This is a genomic window from Rhodococcus baikonurensis (assembly GCF_040489275.1).
In the GTDB taxonomy this organism is placed as follows: Bacteria; Actinomycetota; Actinomycetes; order Mycobacteriales; family Mycobacteriaceae; genus Rhodococcus_F; species Rhodococcus_F baikonurensis.
Window position 1 is genome coordinate 27,130 of record NZ_JBEUOQ010000016.1, and the last position, 22,378, is coordinate 49,507.

The 22,378-nt window shown below is 62.4% G+C and carries 17 protein-coding genes and 2 tRNA genes; 2 read left to right on the plus strand and 17 right to left on the minus strand.

The genetic code is table 11. The features are described from left to right. Positions 1–13: 13 nt before the first annotated feature. Entirely contained in the window at positions 14–541 is a 528-nt protein-coding gene (locus ABWI03_RS27535; RefSeq protein ID WP_007729190.1) for a peptidylprolyl isomerase, read from the minus strand. Positions 542–631: 90 nt separating this feature from the next. Between ABWI03_RS27535 and ABWI03_RS27540 the strand changes: the two genes are divergently transcribed. Then, positions 632–1,084, plus strand: coding sequence for a hypothetical protein (locus tag ABWI03_RS27540; protein ID WP_206029279.1), 453 nt, complete (start codon positions 632–634; stop codon positions 1,082–1,084). 57 nt (positions 1,085–1,141) lie between these two features. On the opposite strand, the gene ABWI03_RS27545 is transcribed toward ABWI03_RS27540, so the two are convergent. From ABWI03_RS27545 to dnaA, 16 genes are all read right to left on the minus strand, one after another. Further along, positions 1,142–2,419: a lipase family protein gene (locus ABWI03_RS27545; protein ID WP_298774754.1), complete on the minus strand. Its 1,278-nt coding sequence runs from the start codon at positions 2,417–2,419 to the stop codon at positions 1,142–1,144. Positions 2,420–2,546: 127 nt separating this feature from the next. Continuing rightward, entirely contained in the window at positions 2,547–4,211 is a 1,665-nt protein-coding gene (locus ABWI03_RS27550) for an alpha/beta hydrolase (protein WP_298774757.1), read from the minus strand. A gap of 62 nt (positions 4,212–4,273) precedes the next feature. Continuing rightward, on the minus strand, positions 4,274–5,383 hold the full coding sequence (locus tag ABWI03_RS27555) for a baeRF11 domain-containing protein (RefSeq protein WP_298774760.1): 1,110 nt from the start codon (positions 5,381–5,383) through the stop codon (positions 4,274–4,276). A gap of 281 nt (positions 5,384–5,664) precedes the next feature. Further along, positions 5,665–5,737 (minus strand) — tRNA-Ala (locus tag ABWI03_RS27560). Positions 5,738–5,913: 176 nt separating this feature from the next. Then, positions 5,914–5,987 (minus strand) — tRNA-Ile (locus tag ABWI03_RS27565). 75 nt (positions 5,988–6,062) lie between these two features. Beyond that, positions 6,063–7,430: a DUF3566 domain-containing protein gene (locus ABWI03_RS27570; RefSeq protein WP_298774763.1), complete on the minus strand. Its 1,368-nt coding sequence runs from the start codon at positions 7,428–7,430 to the stop codon at positions 6,063–6,065. Beyond that, a complete protein-coding gene (gyrA, locus tag ABWI03_RS27575) occupies positions 7,430–9,961 on the minus strand; it encodes a DNA gyrase subunit A (protein WP_095969316.1) in 2,532 nt (843 codons plus the stop codon). Before gyrA ends, ABWI03_RS27570 begins: the two co-directional genes overlap by 1 nt. A gap of 86 nt (positions 9,962–10,047) precedes the next feature. Next, the gene (gene gyrB, locus ABWI03_RS27580; protein ID WP_054832234.1) at positions 10,048–12,084 is read right to left on the minus strand and encodes a DNA topoisomerase (ATP-hydrolyzing) subunit B; all 2,037 of its coding nucleotides are present in this window, start codon (positions 12,082–12,084) and stop codon (positions 10,048–10,050) included. Positions 12,085–12,281: 197 nt separating this feature from the next. Continuing rightward, positions 12,282–13,205 (minus strand): alpha/beta fold hydrolase, encoded by a 924-nt coding sequence (locus ABWI03_RS27585; protein ID WP_298774766.1) that lies wholly within the window; start codon positions 13,203–13,205, stop codon positions 12,282–12,284. A gap of 27 nt (positions 13,206–13,232) precedes the next feature. Further along, positions 13,233–14,354, minus strand: coding sequence for a PDR/VanB family oxidoreductase (locus ABWI03_RS27590; protein ID WP_095969667.1), 1,122 nt, complete (start codon positions 14,352–14,354; stop codon positions 13,233–13,235). Then, positions 14,354–15,265, minus strand: coding sequence for a metal-dependent hydrolase (locus ABWI03_RS27595; RefSeq protein ID WP_003942578.1), 912 nt, complete (start codon positions 15,263–15,265; stop codon positions 14,354–14,356). Before ABWI03_RS27595 ends, ABWI03_RS27590 begins: the two co-directional genes overlap by 1 nt. Before the next feature lie 124 nt (positions 15,266–15,389). Beyond that, on the minus strand, positions 15,390–15,935 hold the full coding sequence (locus ABWI03_RS27600) for a DUF721 family protein (protein ID WP_003942471.1): 546 nt from the start codon (positions 15,933–15,935) through the stop codon (positions 15,390–15,392). Continuing rightward, positions 15,928–17,157: a DNA replication/repair protein RecF gene (recF, locus tag ABWI03_RS27605; RefSeq protein ID WP_124566983.1), complete on the minus strand. Its 1,230-nt coding sequence runs from the start codon at positions 17,155–17,157 to the stop codon at positions 15,928–15,930. Before recF ends, ABWI03_RS27600 begins: the two co-directional genes overlap by 8 nt. After that, positions 17,158–18,066 (minus strand): phosphogluconate dehydrogenase (NAD(+)-dependent, decarboxylating), encoded by a 909-nt coding sequence (gnd, locus tag ABWI03_RS27610; protein ID WP_095969314.1) that lies wholly within the window; start codon positions 18,064–18,066, stop codon positions 17,158–17,160. 44 nt (positions 18,067–18,110) lie between these two features. Continuing rightward, the gene (dnaN, locus tag ABWI03_RS27615) at positions 18,111–19,295 is read right to left on the minus strand and encodes a DNA polymerase III subunit beta (RefSeq protein ID WP_007729165.1); all 1,185 of its coding nucleotides are present in this window, start codon (positions 19,293–19,295) and stop codon (positions 18,111–18,113) included. Positions 19,296–19,879: 584 nt separating this feature from the next. Further along, on the minus strand, positions 19,880–21,442 hold the full coding sequence (gene dnaA / locus ABWI03_RS27620; protein ID WP_003942491.1) for a chromosomal replication initiator protein DnaA: 1,563 nt from the start codon (positions 21,440–21,442) through the stop codon (positions 19,880–19,882). A 780-nt stretch (positions 21,443–22,222) separates the two neighbouring features. Here dnaA and rpmH point away from each other — a divergent pair. Next, the gene (rpmH, locus tag ABWI03_RS27625; RefSeq protein WP_003942540.1) at positions 22,223–22,366 is read left to right on the plus strand and encodes a 50S ribosomal protein L34; all 144 of its coding nucleotides are present in this window, start codon (positions 22,223–22,225) and stop codon (positions 22,364–22,366) included. The last annotated feature ends 12 nt before the right edge of the window (positions 22,367–22,378 follow it).

Below are 22,378 nucleotides of genomic sequence, written 5' to 3' on the forward strand. Positions count from 1 at the left end.
TTGTTTTACCTGTTCAGGAGATGGTGATGCTGTTGATCACGACGGGCTCGACCGGACGATCGCCACGATCGACGGCGGTCGAGGAGATAGCGTCGACAACCTTCTTGGAATCGTCGTCGAGAACCTCACCGAAGATGGTGTGGCGACGGTTCAGGTGCGGCGTCGGGCCGGTGGTGATGAAGAACTGCGAGCCGTTGGTTCCCGGGCCTGCGTTGGCCATGGCCAGCAGGTAGGAGCGGTCGAACTGCAGTTCCGGGTGGAACTCGTCACCGAACTTGTAGCCCGGGCCGCCGGTGCCGGTGCCGGTGGGGTCGCCACCCTGGATCATGAAGCCGTCGATGACGCGGTGGAAGATGGCACCGTCGTAGAACGGGCCGGTCTTGGTGCCGGCGGCGTTTGCGGTGGTGTACTCCTTCGAGCCGTCGGCGAGGCCGACGAAGTTCTCGACGGTCTTCGGCGCATGGTTGCCGAACAGAGCGATCTTGATGTCGCCGCGGTTCGTGTGCAGCGTTGCGGTTGCGGTCTGATGAGTTGAAGTCACACCACCATCGTGCCATTGCCGACGTTCTCGCGGATGTCGCCCCGCAAAACTCTCCCTGTCCCCGCCTCCCTGTTATGGCACAGTGAAGTCATGACACGAGTGACCGAGTCCCTCAGCACGCAGTTGCCCGACACCTTCGATCACGCGCGCGCCCGCGTCGAAGACACCTTCGACGAGACTGCCGCCTACCTCGAAGAGACAGCGGCTCGTATCAAGGAGTCCGAGGCAGCCGACAACGCTCGCCGCATCGCCGCGGTGGTCGCCACTTCGGTTGCTCGCGGCGCCGGGCAGGTCGGGTTGTTCCTGGGTCGCCAGGGCAAAGTCCTCGCCAAGAAGGGCGTCGAGCGCGCCAAGGCCATCCCCGCCAAGTCCGCGGAACGCACCGAGAAGCCTCGCGGCCGCAAGCGCGTCACCGTGTTCGTCATCGCCGGTGTCGCGGTGATCGGCGGCGCGGTGTTCTTCAAGAGCCGCCGACGCGAACATCCGCCGGTCGCTTCCGCACCCCCTCGCCTCGAGGAGAACTCGGCCGAAAAGACCGCTTAGTCGACATGAGAAAAGCCCCGGAACATATTGCGTTCCGGGGCTTTTCGATGTTCACGTTCAGCAGTTGGACGGTGCCGGGACGTTGTTGAAGCGATCGATCATGTACCCGACGGATTCGGGGGTGCCCACCAGGTACGGCGTCGCGTGATTGATTGCCATGCCCGGAATGATCGGGGGCAGTTCGTTGACGGAGAACTGCACCGTTGCGCCCTTACCGCACCAGTCTCGCGCCAGTTGCTGTCCCTGACCGAACGGAACGATGTCATCGGAGCGGCCATGCTGAATCAGCACGGGCGACTCCGGCGTCAGCTTGCCGATCTTCTGCTCGTCGAGGATCGCCTGCGCCATGGGCAGACGGGCCAGAACCGCGGACAGTGATTCACCGGAATTGGTGAAACTCGACGACTGCTGGAAGCCGAACTGCAATCCACTTTCGGCGACGCACTGGTTCTTGGTGGCGGCCAACATCTGTCGGCCACGATCGTTGATCTCGGCGTCGAGCAGCGGCTGAACCTCGGGGTACTGCGCAAGGATCCCGTTGAGCGCGTAGCCGATCACTCCGGTGAGGAACGTGCCGTCGACCTGCTGCAGCGTCGCCGCCAGATCGGCGGGCGGTGCACCTGCGTAGGTGCCCTTGAGATCAAGCTCGGGAGCGTACGACGGCTTCAATTCCGTTGCGGCAGCGGCAGCTCCACCACCTTGCGAGTAGCCCCACAGTCCGACGGGGCCGTCGGCGGGAATGCTCGTGTTCGGGAGTTGCTGAGCGGCGCGCACCGAGTCCAGAACCGCATGTGCTTCGGCTTCACGGTTGACGTAGGTGTGATCGCCCGGAGTCCCGAGGCCCTCGTAATCGGTGACTACGACGGCAATGCCGTTGAGCAGCAACGTGTTCACCCAGATGGACTCGTAGCCGACCATGACGTCCGTCGGGAACTGGTACTCGATGCCGGTGTTGAACAGCTTGGACGGTGCGCACTGATCGCCCTGTCCGTGCGTTCCCACCGCTGCGGCAACCAGTGGACGCGCCCCCTGCCCGGTCCACGGATTCGACGGTTCGAGATAGGTGCCCGTCACGGCAACGGGGGCACCCTTGGCGTCCTCGCTTCGGTACATGATCTTGGTGGCGGTTGCCGGCCATGCACCATTCGATCCGGGCACGCTCAGCAGCAGTGGTGACGGCTCACTCTTGATGAGATCTCCGTTGGCACCGTCCGGTAGTTCGGACGGCGGCGTGTAGAAATCCGCCGGTTCAGCCATTGCGGCGGGGGCCGTCACAGCACCCATGACCAGTGCTGCGACGGAGACCCCGGCCGCCCACCATGCTCTGCTCTTCACGTTTCGATCTCCCCACGTTCGCCTCCGCTGTGGCTTGGCACACAGCGAACGCAGAGTAACACATACCTCACGTAACACTTTTTCGTGAGGTTTTCGCCTCAACAGGCTGTATTACAACCGTTTACGACTACTTCGTGGGCTCCAGATTGGTGGTCAGCAGCGCACGAAGCTTGTCGGTATCAGCCGAGGTCCAGGCCTCGGGATGCAGGATCTTGGCCCACATGTCCGCTGCATCCTCGCCGTAATTGTGACCATGCCCGGACGGGACGTCCGCCGAGAAGACCATGTCGAGGGTGACCTGCCAGAAGGTCACGAGAGGCACCCACGTCATTCCCGGATCCACGTCGCGGCCCAGCGGTTCCTTGAGCCAATCAGGCTTGTTGAGCAGCAGGTCGAAGGACCACCACGTGATCGGGTCGCTGGCGTGCTGCCAGTACACGATGCGATCGTCGTCCCAATCCGACTTCAGCTCCAGATCCTCCGGATCACCGGCAAACCGAATGGCGCGTCCACCGTCGATCACCGGCAGAATTTCCTTCGACCCCGAGTCGCGACTGTCCGTGATTTCCTGCCATTGGGCAGTGAAGTTGGGAGTTCCGACCCACAGTGCGCCGTCGACGCGCGTCATCATGTCCTGGGCGCCGGCAAACGCTGCCTGACCACCGTAGGAGCCGAGGCTCTCACCGAAGACAACCAGTTCGGGACGCGTCTCCACGGGCAGGTCGATCCACTTGGCGTAGACCGCGTTGAAGAGTGCCCGCCCGGCGATCATCGGCGTCTCGCGGTCTGCGATGAAGGCCAACGGACTCGGAAGGAACGAGTACTGCATCGACGCGATCGCCGTGTCGCCGCCCTCGACGTACTCGAATGCCGACGCGACGTCCTCGTTCACCCAACCACGACCGGTGGTCGTCACGACTGCGAGAGTTCCGCGGTCGAGGCCGCCGGTGCGCTCCAACTCGTCGACGACGCGCTCTGCAACACCGTTGATCGAGTCCGAGGATTCACGTCCGGCGTACACGCGGATGGGTTGTTTCGCTTCACGTCCGGTCAGCGCAGAGATCTCGGCTGCGGTGGGACCGCTGCCCATGAAGGTGCGCCCCTCCTGGCCCAGGGAATCCCAGGCTTCCGCCGACATCGGCGAACCACTGCGCTCGGCGATCATGGGTTGCTCGATGCCGTCCGGTGTTTCGTGATCGGCACCGGAGAAACTCCAGTTCGCGAACGCGATCAACCCGTTGTACAGCGCACCGTTCACGATGAAGATGCCGAGGGCGAAGATGACGATCAAGCTGCCGACCTTCGCCGCCTCGAGGGGAACGAACCGAAGTGCGACTGCGGTGAGCTTGTTGGTGGTGAAACGAAGACCGCGACCGGCCTCGAGCAGGATGAACCAGATGCCGAGTGAAATCATCAGCACCAGAAGGTAATTCGCCTGATTGGTGCGGGGAGCTTCGACAAGATCCCGGACGATCTGCTGCCACCACGAACCGAGGACCAAGAACGTCGGAACAAGAATGACGGCCGCAGCCAACAGGACTCGCCAGCCGATCTTCTTGGTGCGATCCGACCACTGCGGTTCGACGCCGCACTTGCGGATCATCCAGGCAACCGTCACGCCGACGCCGTATCCCATCGCGAGCGAGATGCCTGTCGCAACGCCCTGCAGGTACCACGCGCGCGGCAACAGGGAGGGACTCATCGACCAGGTGAAGAAGACCAGAGCAAAGGCAAGCCCGACCGGATGCAGCGTCTTGCAATAGAGGCGCAGCCGTTCCCACACACGTTTCATGCCGGAATCGTATGCGCCCCGTGCCCGAATAAGGTCACGAGGCGCACACGCGTCCAGTCTGTTTACGGGGCGAAGCGCAAAATCGCGGCAACTGCGCCGCCGCCCGGAATGTCCTCTGCGCGTACAGCGAGTACCCGAGCACCCGTCAGGAGCGCACGACGAGCGATCTCGTCGACGACCCCGTAGGTGCTTCCGTTGGTCGACTCGCCGGTCGTGAGAGCGCCCGTCAGGGGATCGAGACTTCCGGGTACGACGGAATCGATGTCGATGAAAACGGTGTCGACCTGGCCGTAGGTCGCGGCGGTGGCCACGTCGGCGACGTCGGTTTGAGTGCGTCCCTGTTCGGTGCGCACGTTGAAGGTGTCACGCACCGCCGCGAGCTGCTCGGCGTGGAAATCGTCGAGCGCAGGACGCGAACCGTCCGCCACTTCCTGCGTCGACAAGGCTTCCGGGTTTCCCTCGACGGTTTTGTCGACCAGGTGGCGGTACGAATTCACGGAGCGATACACCGATGCGATGGGTTCCGCGGCAGCCAGGATCAAGGGGACGTCGCGGCCGGCGAGGACACCACGAACCTCGTGATCGACTGCGCGGGCGTACTGATTGACGCGCAACTTTCGGCTGTCCGACCCCGACAGTCGACCCGCTTCGGTGCGACTGTTGATCGAGGACTTGCCCGCGTGATCCGCAGCGTTCTTCGGCATTCCCTGGACACGAACCTCGTCGGCGGGCTGATCGGCGGCAATCTCGATCAGTCGCACCGACCCCTCTGCCAGAGCGAGAACGAACGCCGTCTGGGGGAAGGTCACAGAACGAAGCAGCGGCTTGAGATGGAACCGATCGCTGACCGTTTCGAGCGCTTGCAGACGGTTGGGGAGGCGGAAGGTCACCAGACGCTCCGGCGTCGCGTACGTGACCAATGAGCGCGACTGGAAGCGCCAGAAATCGTCGTCGTCGTCGAGCTCTGCGTATTCGGCCTCGAACAGTTTGCGCTCGGCCGGATCCTCCACCGATGCGAGTGCCGAGCGGACCTGGTCCTTGAAGGCGATGCGCGCTTTGTCATGATCCTGCGGCGCATCTTCAGTCGGAGTCACGATGGTGATGCAGGTGGGCCCTTCCACCTCCGCGAGTGCGGCAATTTCACCGTGGCTGGGAATGTCGTTGTGAAGCACTACGAACCTCCTGAAATTGGGTTCTCCTCACGCTACGCCCGGCTGGTTATGACCACTAGACTTTCCGGAGAATTCGGGACGAACGGTCCATAGTGGGCGCGGTTCTAGCCACCCCACTCCGAGCGAACGGCATGTTCATCGCCTCCAGTGCGCCGAAAGTGCCGTTCGCTCAAAAAGGGGAGGGCCACGAGAGCGTCGGCGGGGCAAAACGTCGGGTCGACAAACGGTGGGTGGAGATACAAAAACACCCTCCCGGATCCCGGGAGGGTGTTTTCTTACTGTGGAGCCTAGGAGATTCGAACTCCTGACATCTGCCTTGCAAAGGCAGCGCTCTACCAACTGAGCTAAGGCCCCGTTCGGTTTTCTGACCGGAGTCAGAGTACCTAGGTTCTATCCTGTTTCCAAATCGTGCCAAACCTTGTCTCCGCGCTGACTTTTGATCAGCTTGGTGACCCCGAGAGCTACCAGAATTCCGGCCCCGACAAGCAGGAAAACCTTCATTCCAGCAACCCTTCTTCGGCACATGGGAGTGGGCCTAGGAGGACTTGAACCTCCGACCTCTTCATTATCAGTAAAGCGCTCTAACCACCTGAGCTATAGGCCCCTGAACCGATTCCAAAGATTACCCCACCGGGCCGCTGACACCAAAACGGGCCCGGCGGAGCAATGTTTTCGCAGGTCAGTCGCGGTCGGCGAGAGTTACCTCGACGCCACCAACCAGGTCGCTGCAGAGGTTGTAGATGAACGATCCGATCGTGACGAGCGCCGTGAAAAGCACCATGTTTGCGATACCGATCAGCGCGGCGTAGCCGAACACCTGGCCGGCCGTCACCAGACCGTCCGAGCCGCCGTCGGCAACGATGTCGGTGAACGCGTTGTTCAGGCGATCCCAGACACCCATACCATCGAGAACGACGTAGAGCAGTCCGACGGCCACCATCCACACGAAGAACAGCGACACCGAGATCACGGAGGTGATCTTGAGCGTGGACCACGGGTCGATACGACGGATCTGGACCGTTGCGCGCAGCGGCGCACCGTCGACGACCGAAGCCGGTCCGGCGTGAGTTTTCTCACCCTTCACCGCAGCAGGCAACGGATGCTTGGCCTCGGAGAGGTCAGGCATGTCCTTCGGCAGATCCTTGCGATCGATGTGCCGGGTGGGCCCGTCGATCGCTGCGGCTTTTGCTTTCGGATTTGCAGCCCTCGGATCTGCGCCCGCGGGTGCAACTGCCTTGGCTGCGACGGTCGGTGCGTTGCTCTTGGCTGCTGCCGCACCGGCGATACCACCGGTAGCTGCAGCCGCTGCTGTTCCTGTCACGACGGGACGTGCCGGCTGCGCACCGGCGGGTCGGCCCGATTGCGGCTGTCCCTTCGGTGCGGGAGATTTAGCCTGGCCACCCTGCGCCGGACCGGCCGCGGCAGGACGCTGCGGACCCGTAGGCGGCTTACCCCCGGCCGGAGCTGCCGGTCGACCCGCAGGGGCACCAGCGCCGGCAGGGCGCGTGATGTTGGTCTGCGGCTGACTTTGCGGAACCTGGTTCTGCGGTGCCGGAGCCTTGACTGGGTTCTGAACAGCCGGGTTCTGAGCACTCGGGTTCTGAGCAGGAGCCTTCGGCGCCTGAGACGGCTGACCCTGAGGCTGGCCTGACGGCTGGGGTCCGCGCTGCCACGGCGGTGCCTGGCTGCCACGAGCCTGATTGGCAACCGGTTGCGGCGGAGCCTGACCATCACCCTTCGCCGGAGTTACCGGCGCAGCCGGAGCCACAGAAGGAGCAGAAGGAGCCTGTCCCTTGGCCGCACCCGCACCCGCGGCCTCGGGAGCCGCAGCCGCCGGCTTCTGAGCCGAATCCGACGGGCCGCGAGGCGGCTCCGGTGCCTTGGGCGCCGGAGCTGCCTCGGAAGCTTTGGGTCCGCCGTCCGCTGGAGCTGCAGGTTTCGAGGTCTGCGGCCCCGCCGGAGCAGTTGCCTGCTCCGGCTTCGGTGGCACCTGACCTGAAGGGCTTTCGCTCTTCCGGTCACTGCCCGGCTGGTTGGGAGTGCTCACTAGGACTCCTTAGCTCCATCGGCATTGTCTGCGTTGTCGGTGGTCTCTGCAGCGAGCTCTTCGGGCTCGTCGGCGTTGCGCGCAATCGCGAGCAGTGTGTCGCCTTCGCCGAGGTTCATCAGACGCACGCCCTTGGTCTGGCGTCCCGCCTTACGAACCTGCTTGGCAGCCGTCCTGATGACGCCGCCGCCCGAGGTGATCGCGTACAGCTCGTCGTCGTCGTCGACGATGAGCGCACCGACCAGAGTGCCACGTTTCTTGTCGTACTGAATCGTGAGTACGCCCTTGCCGCCGCGACCCTGCACCGGGTAATCCTCCATGCCGGTTCGCTTGGAGTAACCGCCCGAGGTGGCGACCAGGAGGAACGTTCCTTCACGAACGACGTTGAGCGAAAGCAGCTCGTCGTCGCCGTTGAAACGCATGCCCTGGACACCGGAAGTGGCGCGGCCCATCGGACGCAGTGCCTCGTCGGTGGCAGAGAAGCGGATCGATTGGCCCTGTGCCGAGACCAGGAGCAGGTCGTCGTCGGCGGAGCAGAGAACAGCGCCGACCAGTTCGTCCTCACCACGCAGGTTGATGGCGACGATGCCACCGCTGCGGTTGGAGTCGAAGTCGGTGAGCTTGGACTTCTTGACCAGGCCGTTGCGAGTGGCGAGCACCAGGTAAGGCGCGTCTTCGTACGTCTTGATCTGGATGACGGACTGGATGCGCTCGTCCGGCTGGAAGGCCAGCAGGTTGGCAACGTGCTGGCCGCGAGCGGTACGGCTCGCCTCGGGCAGCTCGTAAGCCTTCGCGCGGTAGACGCGGCCCTTCGTGGTGAAGAACAGCAGCCAGTCGTGCGTAGAGGTGACGAAGAAGTGCGAGACGATGTCGTCCTGCTTGAGGCCGGCACCCTGAACACCCTTGCCGCCGCGCTTCTGCGAGCGGTAAAGATCGGTCTTGGTGCGCTTGGCGTAGCCGGTCTCGGTGATCGTGACGACAACGTCTTCGCGGGCGATCAGATCCTCGTCGTTGACGTCTCCGTCGGCGGCGATGATGCGAGTACGACGGTCGTCGCCGTACTTGTCGACGATTTCCTTGAGCTCGTCACGAACGATCGCGCGCTGACGCTCCGGGCGAGCCAGAATGTCTTCGAGGTCCGCGATTTCGAGTTCGATCTCGGCCAACTCGTCGACGATCTTCTGACGCTCGAGGGCGGCCAGACGACGCAACTGCATGCCGAGGATGGCGTCGGCCTGGATCTCGTCGACGTCGAGGAGCTCCATCAATCCGGCGCGAGCGATGTCGACGGTCTGCGACGCACGGATCAAGGCGATGACCTCGTCCAGAGCGTCGAGGGCCTTGACCAGACCGCGCAGGATGTGGGCGCGCTCCTGCGCCTTGCGAAGCAGGTACCTGGTACGACGAACGATGACCTCGAGCTGATGCGCCGTGTACAGACGGATCATCTGGTCGAGGCGCAGCGTGCGCGGCACTCCGTCGACGATGGAGAGCATGTTGCAGCCGAAGCTGGTCTGCAGCTGGGTGTGCTTGTAAAGATTGTTCAGCACGACCTTGGCAACGGCGTCACGCTTGACGGTGACGACGATGCGCATGCCGACGCGGTCCGAGGACTCGTCGTGGATGTCGGAGATGCCACCGATCTTGGCGTCACGAACCTGCTCGGCGATGGAGGTGATCAGGTTGTCCGGGTTGACCTGGTAGGGCAGCTCGGTGATGACGATTGTGGTGCGGCCCTTGGCATCTTCTTCGATCTCGACGACGCCGCGCATACGAACGGAGCCACGGCCGGTGGTGTAGGCGTCCTGGATGCCCTGTCCACCGACGATGAGCCCGTGCGTCGGGAAGTCGGGTCCCTTGATGCGCTCCATGACGGCCGCGAGGGTGGCTTCCTCGTCCGCTTCGAAGTTGTCGAGCGCCCAGTAGATGGCCTCGGCAACTTCACGCAGGTTGTGCGGCGGAATGTTGGTGGCCATACCGACGGCGATGCCGTTGGAACCGTTGATCAGAAGGTTCGGGATACGGCTGGGCAGAACCGTCGGTTCCTGCGTCTTGCCGTCGTAGTTCGGAGTGAAATCGACTGTCTCGTGGTCGATTTCGCGCAGCATTTCCATCGCGAGCGGCGTGAGCCTGCACTCGGTGTAACGCATGGCGGCTGCGCCGTCGTTGCCGCGGGAGCCGAAGTTCCCCTGACCGTCGACGAGCGGGTAACGCAGCGACCACGGCTGGGCCATACGGACCAACGTGTCGTAGATCGAGGAGTCGCCGTGGGGGTGGTAGTTACCCATGGTCTCGGCGACCGGTCGGGCAGACTTCACGTATCCGCGGTCCGGACGATATCCGTTGTCGTACATCGCGTAGAGCACGCGGCGGTGCACCGGCTTCAGTCCGTCGCGGACATCCGGCAGAGCGCGACCGACGATGACGCTCATGGCGTAGTCGATGTAGCTGTTCTGCATTTCCTGCTGGATGTCGACCGGTTCGATCCGGTCGTGTTGCGGACCGTCCGGTGGCAACGTGGTGTCGGTCATGAGCTCACTTTCTTAAAAGAGGGGGCAAGCCCCTGTGCGCGGAAAAGGAGTCCGGGGACTCCGAAACCGCTCACAGGGCCGCAGGCCTACACGTCGAGGAAACGAACGTCCCGGGCATTGCGGGTGATGAAGCTGCGTCGTGCTTCGACGTCTTCGCCCATCAGCACGCTGAACAGCTCGTCGGCAGCAGCCGCGTCGTCGAGCGTGACGAGACGCAGAACGCGCACCGTCGGGTCCATCGTGGTTTCCCACAGCTCCTTGGCGTTCATCTCGCCGAGGCCTTTGTAGCGCTGGATGCCGTCGTCCTTGTTGATCTTCTTGCCGGACTCGAGGCCTGCCTTGACCATCGCGTCGCGCTCGCGGTCGGAGTACGCGAATTCCGGCTGCGCACCCTTCTGCCACTTGAGCTTGTACAGCGGCGGCTGCGCGAGGTAGACCTTGCCGTGCTCGACGAGCGGCCGCATGAAGCGGAACAGCAGCGTGAGCAGCAGCGTTGCGATGTGCTGACCGTCGACGTCGGCGTCGGCCATGAGCACGATCTTGTGATAGCGCAGCTTGGCGATGTCGAACTCGTCGTGGATGCCCGTGCCGAACGCGGTGATGATCGACTGGACTTCGGTGTTCTTGAGGACGCGATCGATACGCGCCTTCTCGACGTTGATGATCTTTCCGCGAAGCGGGAGGATCGCCTGGTACATCGAGTCTCGGCCGGACTTGGCCGAGCCGCCTGCGGAGTCGCCCTCCACGATGTAGATCTCGGACTTCTCCGGATCGTTGGAGCGGCAATCGGCGAGCTTGCCTGGCAGGCCACCGAGGTCGGTCGCGCTCTTACGACGGACCAGCTCACGCGCCTTACGTGCGGCGACGCGGGCCTGCGCCGACGAAACAGCCTTGTTCACAATGGTTTTCGCGTCGGCGGGGTTCGCCTCGAACCAGTGCGCGAGGTGCTCGTTGCACGCCTTCTGCACGAAGGACTTGACCTCGGTGTTGCCGAGCTTGGTCTTGGTCTGACCCTCGAACTGGGGTTCACCGACCTTCACCGAGATGATGGCCGCGAGTCCCTCACGGATGTCGTCACCGGTGAGCTTGGGATCCTTGTCCTTGAGCAGCTTCTTCTCGAGCGCGTACTTGTTGACCGTTGCGGTCAGTGCGGCGCGGAAGCCCTCTTCGTGGGTGCCACCCTCGTGGGTGTTGATCGTGTTGGCAAAGGTGTGCACGGACTCCGAGTAGCCGGAGTTCCACTGCATTGCGACCTCGAGCTCGTGGCCGGTGCCCTTGGCGGTGAAGCCCACGACCGAGTTGTGGATCGGGGTCTTGCTCTTGTTGATGTGCCGGACGTAGTCCTCGAGTCCACCGGGGTAGTGGTAGACCCGGGTCTTGGACTTACGCGGCGCTGCCTGAGCAGCTTCTTCGGCTTCTTCGGCAGCAGACTTGGGAGCCTCGGCCACCTCGGCAGCTTCGTCGTCGATGACCTCGGCGCGCTCGTCGGTCAGCGTGATGGTCAGGCCCTTGTTGAGGAAGGCCATTTCCTGCAGACGACGCGCAACGGTCTCGAAGTTGTAGCGGGTGGTCTCGAAGATCTCGGGATCGGCCCAGAAACTGACGGTGGTGCCGGTCTCCTTCGTCGGGTCGCCCTGTACGAGCTCTCCCGGCTTGGAATCGGTGTACGTCTGCTGCCACCGGTAGCCGTCGACCTTGATGTCGACGTCGAGCCGGGTGGAAAGCGCGTTGACCACCGAGATACCGACGCCGTGCAGACCACCGGAGACAGCGTAGGAGTCGGAGTCGAACTTGCCGCCGGCATGCAGTTGGGTCAGCACGACCTCGACGGTGGGGACTCCGGAGGCGTGCATGCCGACCGGGATGCCACGGCCGTCGTCGATGACGCGGATTCCGCCGTCTTCGAGGAGGGTGACCTCGACCTTGGTGGCGTGTCCGGCCATCGCCTCGTCGACCGAGTTGTCGACGACCTCCCAAATGAGGTGGTGCAGGCCGCGTTCACCGGTGGAACCGATGTACATGCCTGGACGCTTACGTACCGCCTCGAGTCCTTCGAGGACGGTGATGGACGACGCGTTGTAGTCCTTGCTGGAAGTGCTTGTATCTGACTTCTGGGCAGCCACGGGTGGGTAGCTCTCCTTCTCCGTCAATACTCGAGCGCAGCCGTCAGCAAGCCCTTGCGGGTGTCGTCGGAGCGGGTTCGAGAATGTTGCCGCTAGTTACCGTTGACCATCTTACTGGTAAGCACCGACTAGAAGCGGCCAATGACACCCCTGGCTGCGCCGCAGACAGATTTTTACGATCCCCTGAAGGTGAAACGCTAGGAACTTTGCTTCTCCGAGCGACGCTCTCTCAGGCTCGCGATAAATGCCCGCGCATGTTCGGCAACCTCGCCCGGATGCGAAAACGGTGACCAGTGTCCCGCGGCAATTTCACGTCGCTGCAGGTCGGAGACCCATTTTTCGGTGTCTTCGTATCCCACCGGACGAACGGCTTTGTCGTGCTTGTTCAAAATGAGCTGAACAGGCACGTCCGTGTACCGATCCCGCGGCTTGCCGAGAGACGGCCGGATATTCGCGCGATAGAGCTTGAGTCCGTTCACCATGTCGTCCGCGATGGTGGGCGCGGTGTTGACCACACGGGGGTCCAGACCGTCGAAGAAGCCCAGAAATGCCGGCCAGTGCTTGGAGAACCACAGACGCAACGGAAGCGTGCAGAGGCCCGGAATCTGGAACAGAACGGTGTAGGCCGACGCGATTCCCTGCGCCGCCGGGCCGAGGAAACGACGCTTGGACGCGCTCGCCCGGATCCACTTGCCGAGATGATCGAGATTCGGGCCCGAGATGGACGAGAACGACGCGATCTTCTCCTCGGCGCCCGGCTCGCAGACCGCTTCCCAGGTTTCGACGGACCCCCAGTCATGCGCCAGGACGTGCACCGGCTTGCCGGGGCTGACCGCGTCGATGACGGCAAACAGATCGCCGGCCAGTGCGCTCAGTTGGTAGTCCTGCACCCTCGAGGGGATCGTGCTCTCGCCGGCCCCGCGGCTGTCGTAGCTGACGACGCGGAAATCGTCTGCCAGCAACGGCACGATGCGGTTCCACAATTCATGGGTGTCGGGCCAACCATGCACCAGGACGATGGTCTCGCCGTCCGCTTTGCCCTGCTCGAACACGGCCAGGCTGACGGAACCGTTGGTCACACGACGCGCGGTCACGGCATGGACAGGAGAGTGCTTCGACATTGTCGAACCCTTCGGAGTCGGGAATATCTAGAGATCGAGAACGAGACGTCCACCGTCGGAACGGGATACGCAGATGAGCATTTCCGTTTCCTGTTCGGTGTCGGTCAGACGCCTTTCGCGGTGATCGGGTTTACCCGCGAGCACCTTCACGCGACAGGTTCCGCAGAAACCCTGCTGACACGAGTACCCGACACCGGGCAACGTCTTCTTGATGACGTCGAGCGCGGACTCGTCGGCGGGCACGGTGAGCACCTGTCCCGAATTGACCAGCTGCACTTCGAATTCTTTGCCGTCGATCACCGGCGGAGCCCCGAACCGCTCGAAATGCAAAGCAGTGGATGGTGTATCGCGGAAACCGCGGCGGACGGCGTCGAGCATGGGCGTCGGGCCACAGCAGTACACGGCGCCGCCGACCGGTGCTCGCCCGAGAAGGTCTGCGGTGGTGGGCAATCCGAACTCGTCGTCCGGACGCACGAAGACACGCTCGGGATCCCAGGTTGCGATCTCGTCGAGGAACGGCATGGATTCACGGGAGCGGCCCGAGTACACGAAGTACCAGTCCATTCCCAATTCTCTTGCTGCACGGACCATTGCGATGATCGGCGTGATGCCGATGCCACCGGCAACGAACAGAGCGCTACCTTCTCCGACGAACGGGAATCCGTTACGAGGGCCGCGAACAGTGACGTGCTCGCCGGGCTGCAGAGCGTGCATCTCGATGGAACCGCCACCGCCGTCGGGGATTCGGCGCACCGCGACGCTGTATCCCGTGCGATCGGCAGGGTCGCCGCACAGCGAGTACTGCCGCCGCAGACCCGAAGGTAGATGGAAGTCCAAGTGCGAACCCGGATGCCACTGCGGGATCGCTGAACCGTCGGCAGATTCGAAACGCAGGCGAACGACGTTCTCGTCGGTGGCCACCACCTCACGCGTGGTGACCACCATGGTCATGGCCGTGTCGGGGTTGTGGCCCGCGATCTCAGGGTTGTAGTCGTAGGCCGTCAACACCCGAAGGTACTTGTCCGCCAACAATTCCGTGATGCGCATGGCACGGTCGGGACGGCTCTTGCCGGACAGATCGGGTGGCGCCGGAAAACGCGGCAACCCGTCGTGCCCGGAGATGACGTCCTTGACCCTCGAGAGTGAAATCACCGTGCGGCCGCCTGGGCTGCGGGTGACGACGCGAGGTATTGCACCGCCTGGGCGGTCGAGCCCTCTTTACTGGGGTGGTACGACTTGCTGAAGTAGGTCGACATCCGCTTGGCCAGCTCGAACGACGTGGGAACTGTGCCTCGCTTACCCGCCGCGATGAAATCGGACAGGTGAGGGCGTCGACGGCTGGGAGCCTGAGCGGCCAGTTCGGGATCGTTGCGCATGAGGAACCTGGTGCCGCGAATCCACAGCCACACCAGTACCGGCGTGACGACGATCTGCGTTCGGATGCGGCGTGTCTCGCGCTTGTCGAAGTAACGCATCACGTCGTACGCGACGGAGCGGTGTTCGACCTCTTCGGCGCCGTGCCAGCGGAGCAGATCGAGCATGGTCGGGTGCATGCCGGCTTTGTCGAGTCCTTTGGCGTTGAGCACCCAGTCACCGAGGAAAGCGGTGATGTGTTCGATGGCCGCGATGATCGCCAAGCGCTCCACCAGATGATTCTCGGCACGCAGTCCTGTCATCGGACGCGGTCCGAGCAGTTTCGAGAATGTCCACTCCATCTGCTGCGTGTACGGCGTCGGATCGAGCCCGTTTTCCTTGAGATGGACCAGAACGCCCGAGTGCGCGTTGGAGTGCATCGCCTCTTGGCCGATGAATCCGACGACGTCTTCACGGAGTTTCTCGTCCTCGATGAGAGGAAGAGCTTCCTTGAAGGTCTCGACAAACCATTCCTCACCGGCAGGGAGGAGAAGATGGAGCACGTTGAGAACGTGTGTGCTGAACGGATCGCCCGGAATCCAGTGCATGGGCAGATCGGACCAGTCGAACTCGACATTGCGAGCCTGCAACAGGATGTGATCCGGCTCGGCGAACGACGAAGCGGGTGTCGATATCTTCTGCGACATCTAGCTACTCCTTCATGCCTGCCGATCGGTAGGGAACGACAGCCTTGTGACACAGTTCACTCACTAGCGAGTTTTAACTGTAACACGAAGTAATAGGTAGAACCAGGGCCTGGTTGAGTTTTCCTCAGCCGTACGTATCGCGAGGTCCGCGGCCTTTCACATGCCTTTCACCCTTGCGCCAGCTAGGCGCGCTCGGACCGGTGATGCGCAGCGTCTTCACGACACCGTCACCGACGGCAGCAGCGATCTTGGCCAGGATCTGGGACTGCATCATGCGCAACTGAGTAGCCCATGCCGTCGACTCGGCGGAGATACTGAGAACACCTTCTTTCAGAGAAATCGGCTCGGCGTGCGCGGAGATGTCTTCACCGACGACCTGCGGCCACCGACCGAGGACCGTGCCCTCGGACACCTTGGGGGACCACCCACGCGACTTGGAGATAGCGCTGGTGAGAGCACCGAACGGCTGAGGGTCCCGCGCATCCGGGCCGGGGCCGGACCAACCGCTGCGCCGACGCGGGCGGCCGCTTCCGTATTTGGGCGAAGAACGCCCCTGCCCGACGGCCTTGCCGTTGGCCTTGGCTGTCGCGCGCGCCTCCTCGAGGGCACGGCGCGCCAGATCGATCCCCTTGAGCTCGGGCTCCGGAGCCGCGCTGCTGTCTTCAGTCATCGATCTCGACCTCCTGATCCGTCGAGCCTACGGGCACTATCCGCGATATCCGACCGTCTCCGGTATCGGAAGCTTCGACGCCGAACTTGGTCGCCTCGAGTTCGTCCGGCACGTCCTCGGGAACAGCGGCCGTGATCAGCACCTGTTCTGCGGTGGCGGCAACGGTGGCGAGCGCACGACGCCGACGACGGTCCAATTCCGCGAACACGTCGTCGAGCATCAATACCGGGTCGCTGCCGTCGGCGCGTAGCAGGGCGAAACCTGCCAGTCTCAGCGAAAGCGCGAAAGACCACGATTCACCATGACTGGCAAAGCCTTTCGCCGGACTGTCGCCGAGAATCAGCTCCAGGTCGTCCCGATGCGGACCGACCAGACACACTCCGCGATCAATTTCCTTCGAACGCATCTGCGCCAACTCGAGATGGAATCGCTCCTCGAGGTACGCAACGTCGTCGATACCGGAAATCCTTGCAGGGTCGGTGAATTCGGGATCCAACGACGCACCCAGGCTGCTCTTGTATCGAATCGAGGCCGGCCGGGATTCGGGTGCGATGGAACGATACGACTCCGCCAGGTGCGGCGCCAGATCGTGGACCAACTCGAGGCGCCCGGCCAACAATTGTGCGCCGTGAGCGGCCAGATGCCCGTCCCACACCTCGAGGGTGGAGAGGACGTTGTCCGACTCGCCACCACGAGAACCGCGGCGCAAAGCCGCACCGGCAGTTTTGAGCAGCGCCGAACGCTGGCGTAAAACTTTGTCGTAATCCGCACGGACAGCAGCCATTCGGGGAATCCGCGACGTCAACAACTCGTCGAGATAGCGTCGACGATCACCAGGATCACCACGTACCAACGACAGATCTTCCGGCGCGAACATCACCGACTGCAAAATCCCCAGCACTTCGCGTGGGCGACGCGTCGGAGACTGATTTATCCTGGCGCGGTTGGACTTTCCCTCGATCAGTTCGACGTCGATGGTCAGTTCGCGCCCGTTGTTGACCACTGTTGCACCGGCAAAAGCACTAGCGGAACCGCTGCGGATCATCGGTGCATCCGTGGACACTCGATGAGACGACAGCGTCGACAGATACCCGAGTGACTCGAGGACGTTCGTTTTACCGTGCCCGTTCGAACCGAGGAATACGGTTGTTCCCGGTGTGAGGTCAAGCGTCAGCGAATCCCAGGATCGGAAGTCCCGCAGCGAAAATCTACGAACGAACACTTAGCTTCCAGAAGCCGAATTCTTGGGCGAAGCGCTCTTTACCGCGTGACCACCGAACTGATTGCGCAAGGCGGACACAGCCTTCATGGCCGGTGAATCATCCTGTCGTGAAGCAAATCTCGCGAACAGAGCAGCGGAGATGACGGGAGCGGGCACAGCGTGCTTGATGGCTTCCTCGACGGTCCAGCGGCCCTCGCCGGAATCCTCGGTATAGCCCGTGATCTGCGCAAGCTCCGGATCCTCCTCGAGGGCGTCGACAAGCAGATCGAGCAACCACGAACGTACGACGGTTCCCTTCGACCAGGCTCGGAGCACACCGGGAACGTCCGCGATCAGGCTTTCCGCCTCGAGGAGCTCGTACCCTTCGGCATACGCCTGCATCAGGCCGTATTCGATGCCGTTGTGCACCATCTTCGCGTAATGACCAGCACCGACCGGGCCGGCGTGGACAAAGCCGTCGGCCGCGTCGCCGTCGGGGCGAAGAGCGTCGAAGATCGGCATTGCCTTCGCCACGTCGGGCTCGGATCCGCCCACCATCAGGCCGTAGCCGTTCTCACGGCCCCAGATGCCACCGGAGACACCGCAGTCGAGGAAACCGATCCCACGGGCGCCCAACAGCTCGGCATGAACGGCGTCGTCGGTGAAGCGAGAGTTTCCACCGTCGATGACCAGATCACCGCCCTCGAGGGCATCCGCCAGTTCGGCAATGGTGCTCTGAGTGATTTCGCCGGCAGGAACCATCACCCACACGACTCGAGGTCCCTCGAGGGAAGCAGCGAGTTCGGCAAGAGACCCGACGTCGGTGACTTCAGGTCGAGGGTCGTATCCGATCACCTCGAGGCCATGCGCGCGCAAGCGCTCACGCATGTTGAAGCCCATCTTGCCGAGACCTACGAGTCCGATCTTCATACTGTTCTCCCTGGTCAGGCGCGAACTGAAGTGCGGGGTACCACTCAGCCCGGAAGGCGAACCGGCATCAGCAGGTACGTGTATTCGCTCGAGGGCGCAGCGAAGTTACCGGACTCGTCTGCCGTGGGCTCTTCCTCGGCCGCCGGGCGAAGAACAGCCGGGCGGCTGGGAGTGGTGAAGCCGAACAGAACGTTTTCGCTGTGAAGCGAGTTCAACCCGTCGATCAGGTAACCGGGGTTGAACGCAATGGTGAGTGCTTCGCCCTGGAACGACGCGTTGAGCGTCTCTTCCGCGCGGCCGGCGTCGTCGCCACCAGCGGAGAGGAGCAGGCCGTCAGCGGAGAACTGCATGCGAACCTGTGCACCACGCTCGGCGACGAGTGCCACACGCTTGATGGCCTCGATGAGAGGCGTGACCTCGACGGTTGCCATCGCGGTGTGCTGAGCGGGCAGCAGCTGACGGAACTTCGGGAACTCGGCGTCGAGGAGACGCGTCGTGGTGCGGCGTCCGTCGTTGACGATGCCGAGAAGTCCGTCGTTTCCGATGGTCGTGCCGGAACCGAGAGCCAACTCGACCGGCGAATTTGCATTGCCGGCAAGCGTTTTCGCGGACTCCGACAGAGTCTTGGCCGGGATGAGAACAGCTGCTTGGACGTCGGGATTTGCCGGAGTCCACTCGAGTTCACGCACGGCGAGCCGGAAACGGTCGGTAGCGGCGAGGACGATCGAATTCTGTTCGATCTCGACACGGATACCCGTGAGCATCGGAAGGGTGTCGTCCTTGCCGGCTGCAACGGCTACCTGGCTGATGGCTTCGGAGAACAGGTCGACGGGAATGGACCCGGACTGCTGGGGAAGCGTCGGAAGCTGGGGGTAGTCCTCGACCGGCATCGTGGGCAGGGAGAACTTGGCGCTTCCGCACGAGATGAGCACGCGAGTGCCCTCGAGGGTCACATCCACTGGCTTGTTGGGAAGCGACTTGGTGATATCGGCAAGGAGGCGACCGGAGACGAGTGCCTGACCTGCAGTTGTGACATCTGCCGAGACGCGGACCTGCGCAGATACCTCGTAGTCGAACCCGGAAACGGTGAGGCCGGCTTCGGTTGCATCGAGAAGAACTCCGCCGAGAACCGGCACAGGCGGCCTCGAGGGCAGGCTACGAGCAACCCACGCTACTGAATCAGCGAACTCTTCCCGGGAAACGCGAAACTTCAGGCTTCCAAGCTCCATCGCCGGGTTATTCCTCTCGGTAGGCATGTTCGTCTGCTGCGGATCTGCATCAGCTCACTTGAAGTCTGACACAGACCAAGCGATGCCCACCGTATGCCCTCGAGGGCGCAAGTGGAAAGCCGAAGCCGGGACGAGCGCAGCCTGAGGCGAGGTTCTCAACAGGAGTTGTCCCCAGAACTATTTTCAAAGAGCTTTTCCTAGGAAATTCTCAGTAGTAGTAATAAGTCCTGTGCAATCTGTGGAGCAACGGTTGTCGACGCTGGTAGGTCCCCTCGAGGGCCTGTGCACTTCTCGAGGACAGACTCGAGGACCAATCGACCCCCTCTGTGCACTCTCTGAAAGTTTTCGGATTCCTCCTCGAGAACTCCACAGACTTTGAGAGTTATCAACACAGTTATCCACAGATGTGAATACTTTTCACAAGAAACGAAGAGTTTGTTCTCATCGGCGTGTCCGACTCCGGCGTGTCGTCCCTCGAGGTGGACAACCGCCCTCGAGGGACCGCATGTGGAACCCTTCGAATACACCGATGCCGCTCGAGGGAAACCTTTGCCTCGAGCGGCATCGATCGAAATAAGTACAGGTCAACGCTTGGAGCGCTGCTTGATCCTTGCGGTCAACTCCTGAACCTGGTCGTACACCTTGCGGCGTTCCGTCATTTCCTTACGGATCTTCTTGTCGGCGTACATGACCGTCGTGTGGTCACGGCCGAACGTCTGACCGATCTTCGGCAATGACAAATCGGTGAGCTCACGGCACAGATACATCGAGATCTGGCGGGCCTGAGCGAGCGGCCTGGCCTTACCCGGCCCACACAGGTCGTCGATCGACATGTTGAAGTATTCGGCCGTCACCGCCATGATCGTCGCCGCGTTGATCTCGAGGCTCGACGAATCGGGCATCAGATCTCGCAGGACCACCTCGGCCAACGTCAGATCCAACGGCTGACGGTTGAGCGAGGCAAAAGCCGTCACGCGGATCAACGCGCCCTCGAGCTCACGAATGTTGCGCTCGATACGGCTGGCGATCAGCTCGAGGACGTCGTGCGGGACCTCGAGGCGATCCATCCTCGCCTTCTTGCTCAGAATCGCGATGCGCGTCTCGAGCTCAGGCGGCTGAACGTCGGTGATCAGGCCCCACTCGAAGCGCGTCCGCAGACGCTCCTCGAGGGTTGCCAACTGCTTTGGCGGACGGTCCGAGGAGACGACGATCTGCTTGTTCGCGTTGTGCAAGGTGTTGAAGGTATGGAAGAACTCCTCCTGGATACCTTCCTTGCCCTCGATGAACTGGATGTCGTCGACCAACAGGACGTCCGTTTCCCGGTATCGACGCTTGAACGCGACCTTGCGGTCGTCACGAAGACTGTTGATGAAGTCGTTGGTGAACTCTTCGGTCGAGACGTACTTGACCCGCATGCCGGGGAACAGTCGCTGCGCGTAGTGGCCGGCGGCGTGAAGAAGGTGGGTCTTGCCCAGTCCCGAAGCTCCCCAGATGAACAACGGGTTGTACGCACGCGCCGGGGCCTCCGCGATCGCGACCGCAGCGGCATGAGCGAATCGGTTGGACGATCCGATCACGAAAGTGTCGAAGGTGTACTTCGCGTTGAGACTGTTCGCGCCGGACCCCGAAGCAGAAGGAGTAGCGGGCGGCTTCGTGAAGTACGACGGCCACGATTCGTGAACGCTCGCGAGTGCTTCGCGGTCGTCGTCGACTTCTTCGGTCTCGGCAGTCTCGGAGTCCGAAGGTTCGCCGTCGCCTTCGGTGAATCTGCGCCGACGGTATGCGCCCGATGAGTTGACCGACTCGAACTGACGGCTGCCCGTGCGCTCCTCGACCGGTTCGGCGGGTGCGTCGGCATCGTCTTCGAGTGCGATGCGGACACCGAGTCCCTCGACCTGGCCGCCGAGGTGGCGTCCGAGTGCCTGCAGGATCGGCTCGCGGAGATCGCGCTCGATCGTCTCTTGAGCAAATGGCGATGGAACCGAGAGGAGTGCAAAACCCTGAGCAAGTGTGAGAGGCCTCACCAGACGGACGAATGCCTTCTGCTTGCTGCTCAAAGCCGGAAGATTACTTCCGGGGTCATCACTCGTGAGTTCTGCAACCACGTCGACCCAGACCCGTGCGAGCGCGTTGGGATCGTCGTTCACGTGGTTCCTTCCCGTGTTTCGCCGACAGTGGGTGTGCTGCAGCTGCCGAGCGTATGGCTGCGGCGTCGAATGATTCGGTGGATTACCACCCGGGGTGAGAACCCCGTAACAGGCTACGAATATGCCACCTGGGCTGTGTTTCCACACAATTATCCACAGATGTGGACAAACCTGCACTGAGTCGGTTTTTTCGTCAACCAAATTCGTCAAAGTGATCGAGAAATTGATCTACCTGCAACTTTGCTGGAACTCGAGGCGTTCGCCACTTGGTGTCGGGGATGCGTCAACACTCACAGCCCTGTGGATGAATGTGGAAACTCGGGATTCGGGATCGCGTCCGGCGCTCATCCCCGTATGTGCTGATGAGGCCTTGTCGAGAGCACGCGCAGGTGGAACTGTCCGGGTTGCCTGCAGGCCACCTGCGGTCCGTAGCGGAACTGTTGCCAAGGTCACACTTGCTGCCTCGCTCGAGGTCACGGCCGTATGCACACCGAGAATGGAATCTGCGGAATAATGGAAGTGTCGGCGTGTCGCCGCAGTTGCCGCGGAAGGGCTCCGAATCGGGCTGGTTTGACCTTGGCAACGGTGGTAAGTAACCTCGAACGGTCACCCGCTGGTGGTGATCGCTTCGTGCTGGCTACATGTGTCAGGTCGGATCGGTCTTCCAAGCCACAACGAGTGAAGTTGATTGTTCTGTACCTGTTGGATCCAAAGACGCCGTAAGGCGTCGATCACTGAATGACGCCGGGAGGCGTCAATGAACTTCGAGGAGTGTTGACCGTGGCCAAGGGCAAGCGGACGTTCCAGCCGAATAATCGCCGCCGCGCGCGTGTTCACGGCTTCCGTCTTCGTATGCGTACCCGTGCGGGTCGTGCAATCGTTTCGGCGCGTCGCCGTAAGGGCCGCGATTCCCTCACCGCCTGATCTGATTTCGAG

Bases quoted from the DNA above. Each gene is read 5' to 3' on its own strand.
- ABWI03_RS27600 (WP_003942471.1), bottom strand. From the start codon at position 15,935: ATGACTGAAGACAGCAGCGCGGCTCCGGAGCCCGAGCTCAAGGGGATC.
- gyrA (WP_095969316.1), bottom strand. From the start codon at position 9,961: ATGACCGACACCACGTTGCCACCGGACGGTCCGCAACACGACCGGATC.
- ABWI03_RS27550 (WP_298774757.1), bottom strand. From the start codon at position 4,211: ATGAAACGTGTGTGGGAACGGCTGCGCCTCTATTGCAAGACGCTGCAT.
- ABWI03_RS27595 (WP_003942578.1), bottom strand. From the start codon at position 15,265: ATGTCGCAGAAGATATCGACACCCGCTTCGTCGTTCGCCGAGCCGGAT.
- gnd (WP_095969314.1), bottom strand. From the start codon at position 18,066: ATGAAGATCGGACTCGTAGGTCTCGGCAAGATGGGCTTCAACATGCGT.
- ABWI03_RS27585 (WP_298774766.1), bottom strand. From the start codon at position 13,205: ATGTCGAAGCACTCTCCTGTCCATGCCGTGACCGCGCGTCGTGTGACC.
- ABWI03_RS27540 (WP_206029279.1), top strand. From the start codon at position 632: ATGACACGAGTGACCGAGTCCCTCAGCACGCAGTTGCCCGACACCTTC.
- dnaN (WP_007729165.1), bottom strand. From the start codon at position 19,295: ATGGAGCTTGGAAGCCTGAAGTTTCGCGTTTCCCGGGAAGAGTTCGCT.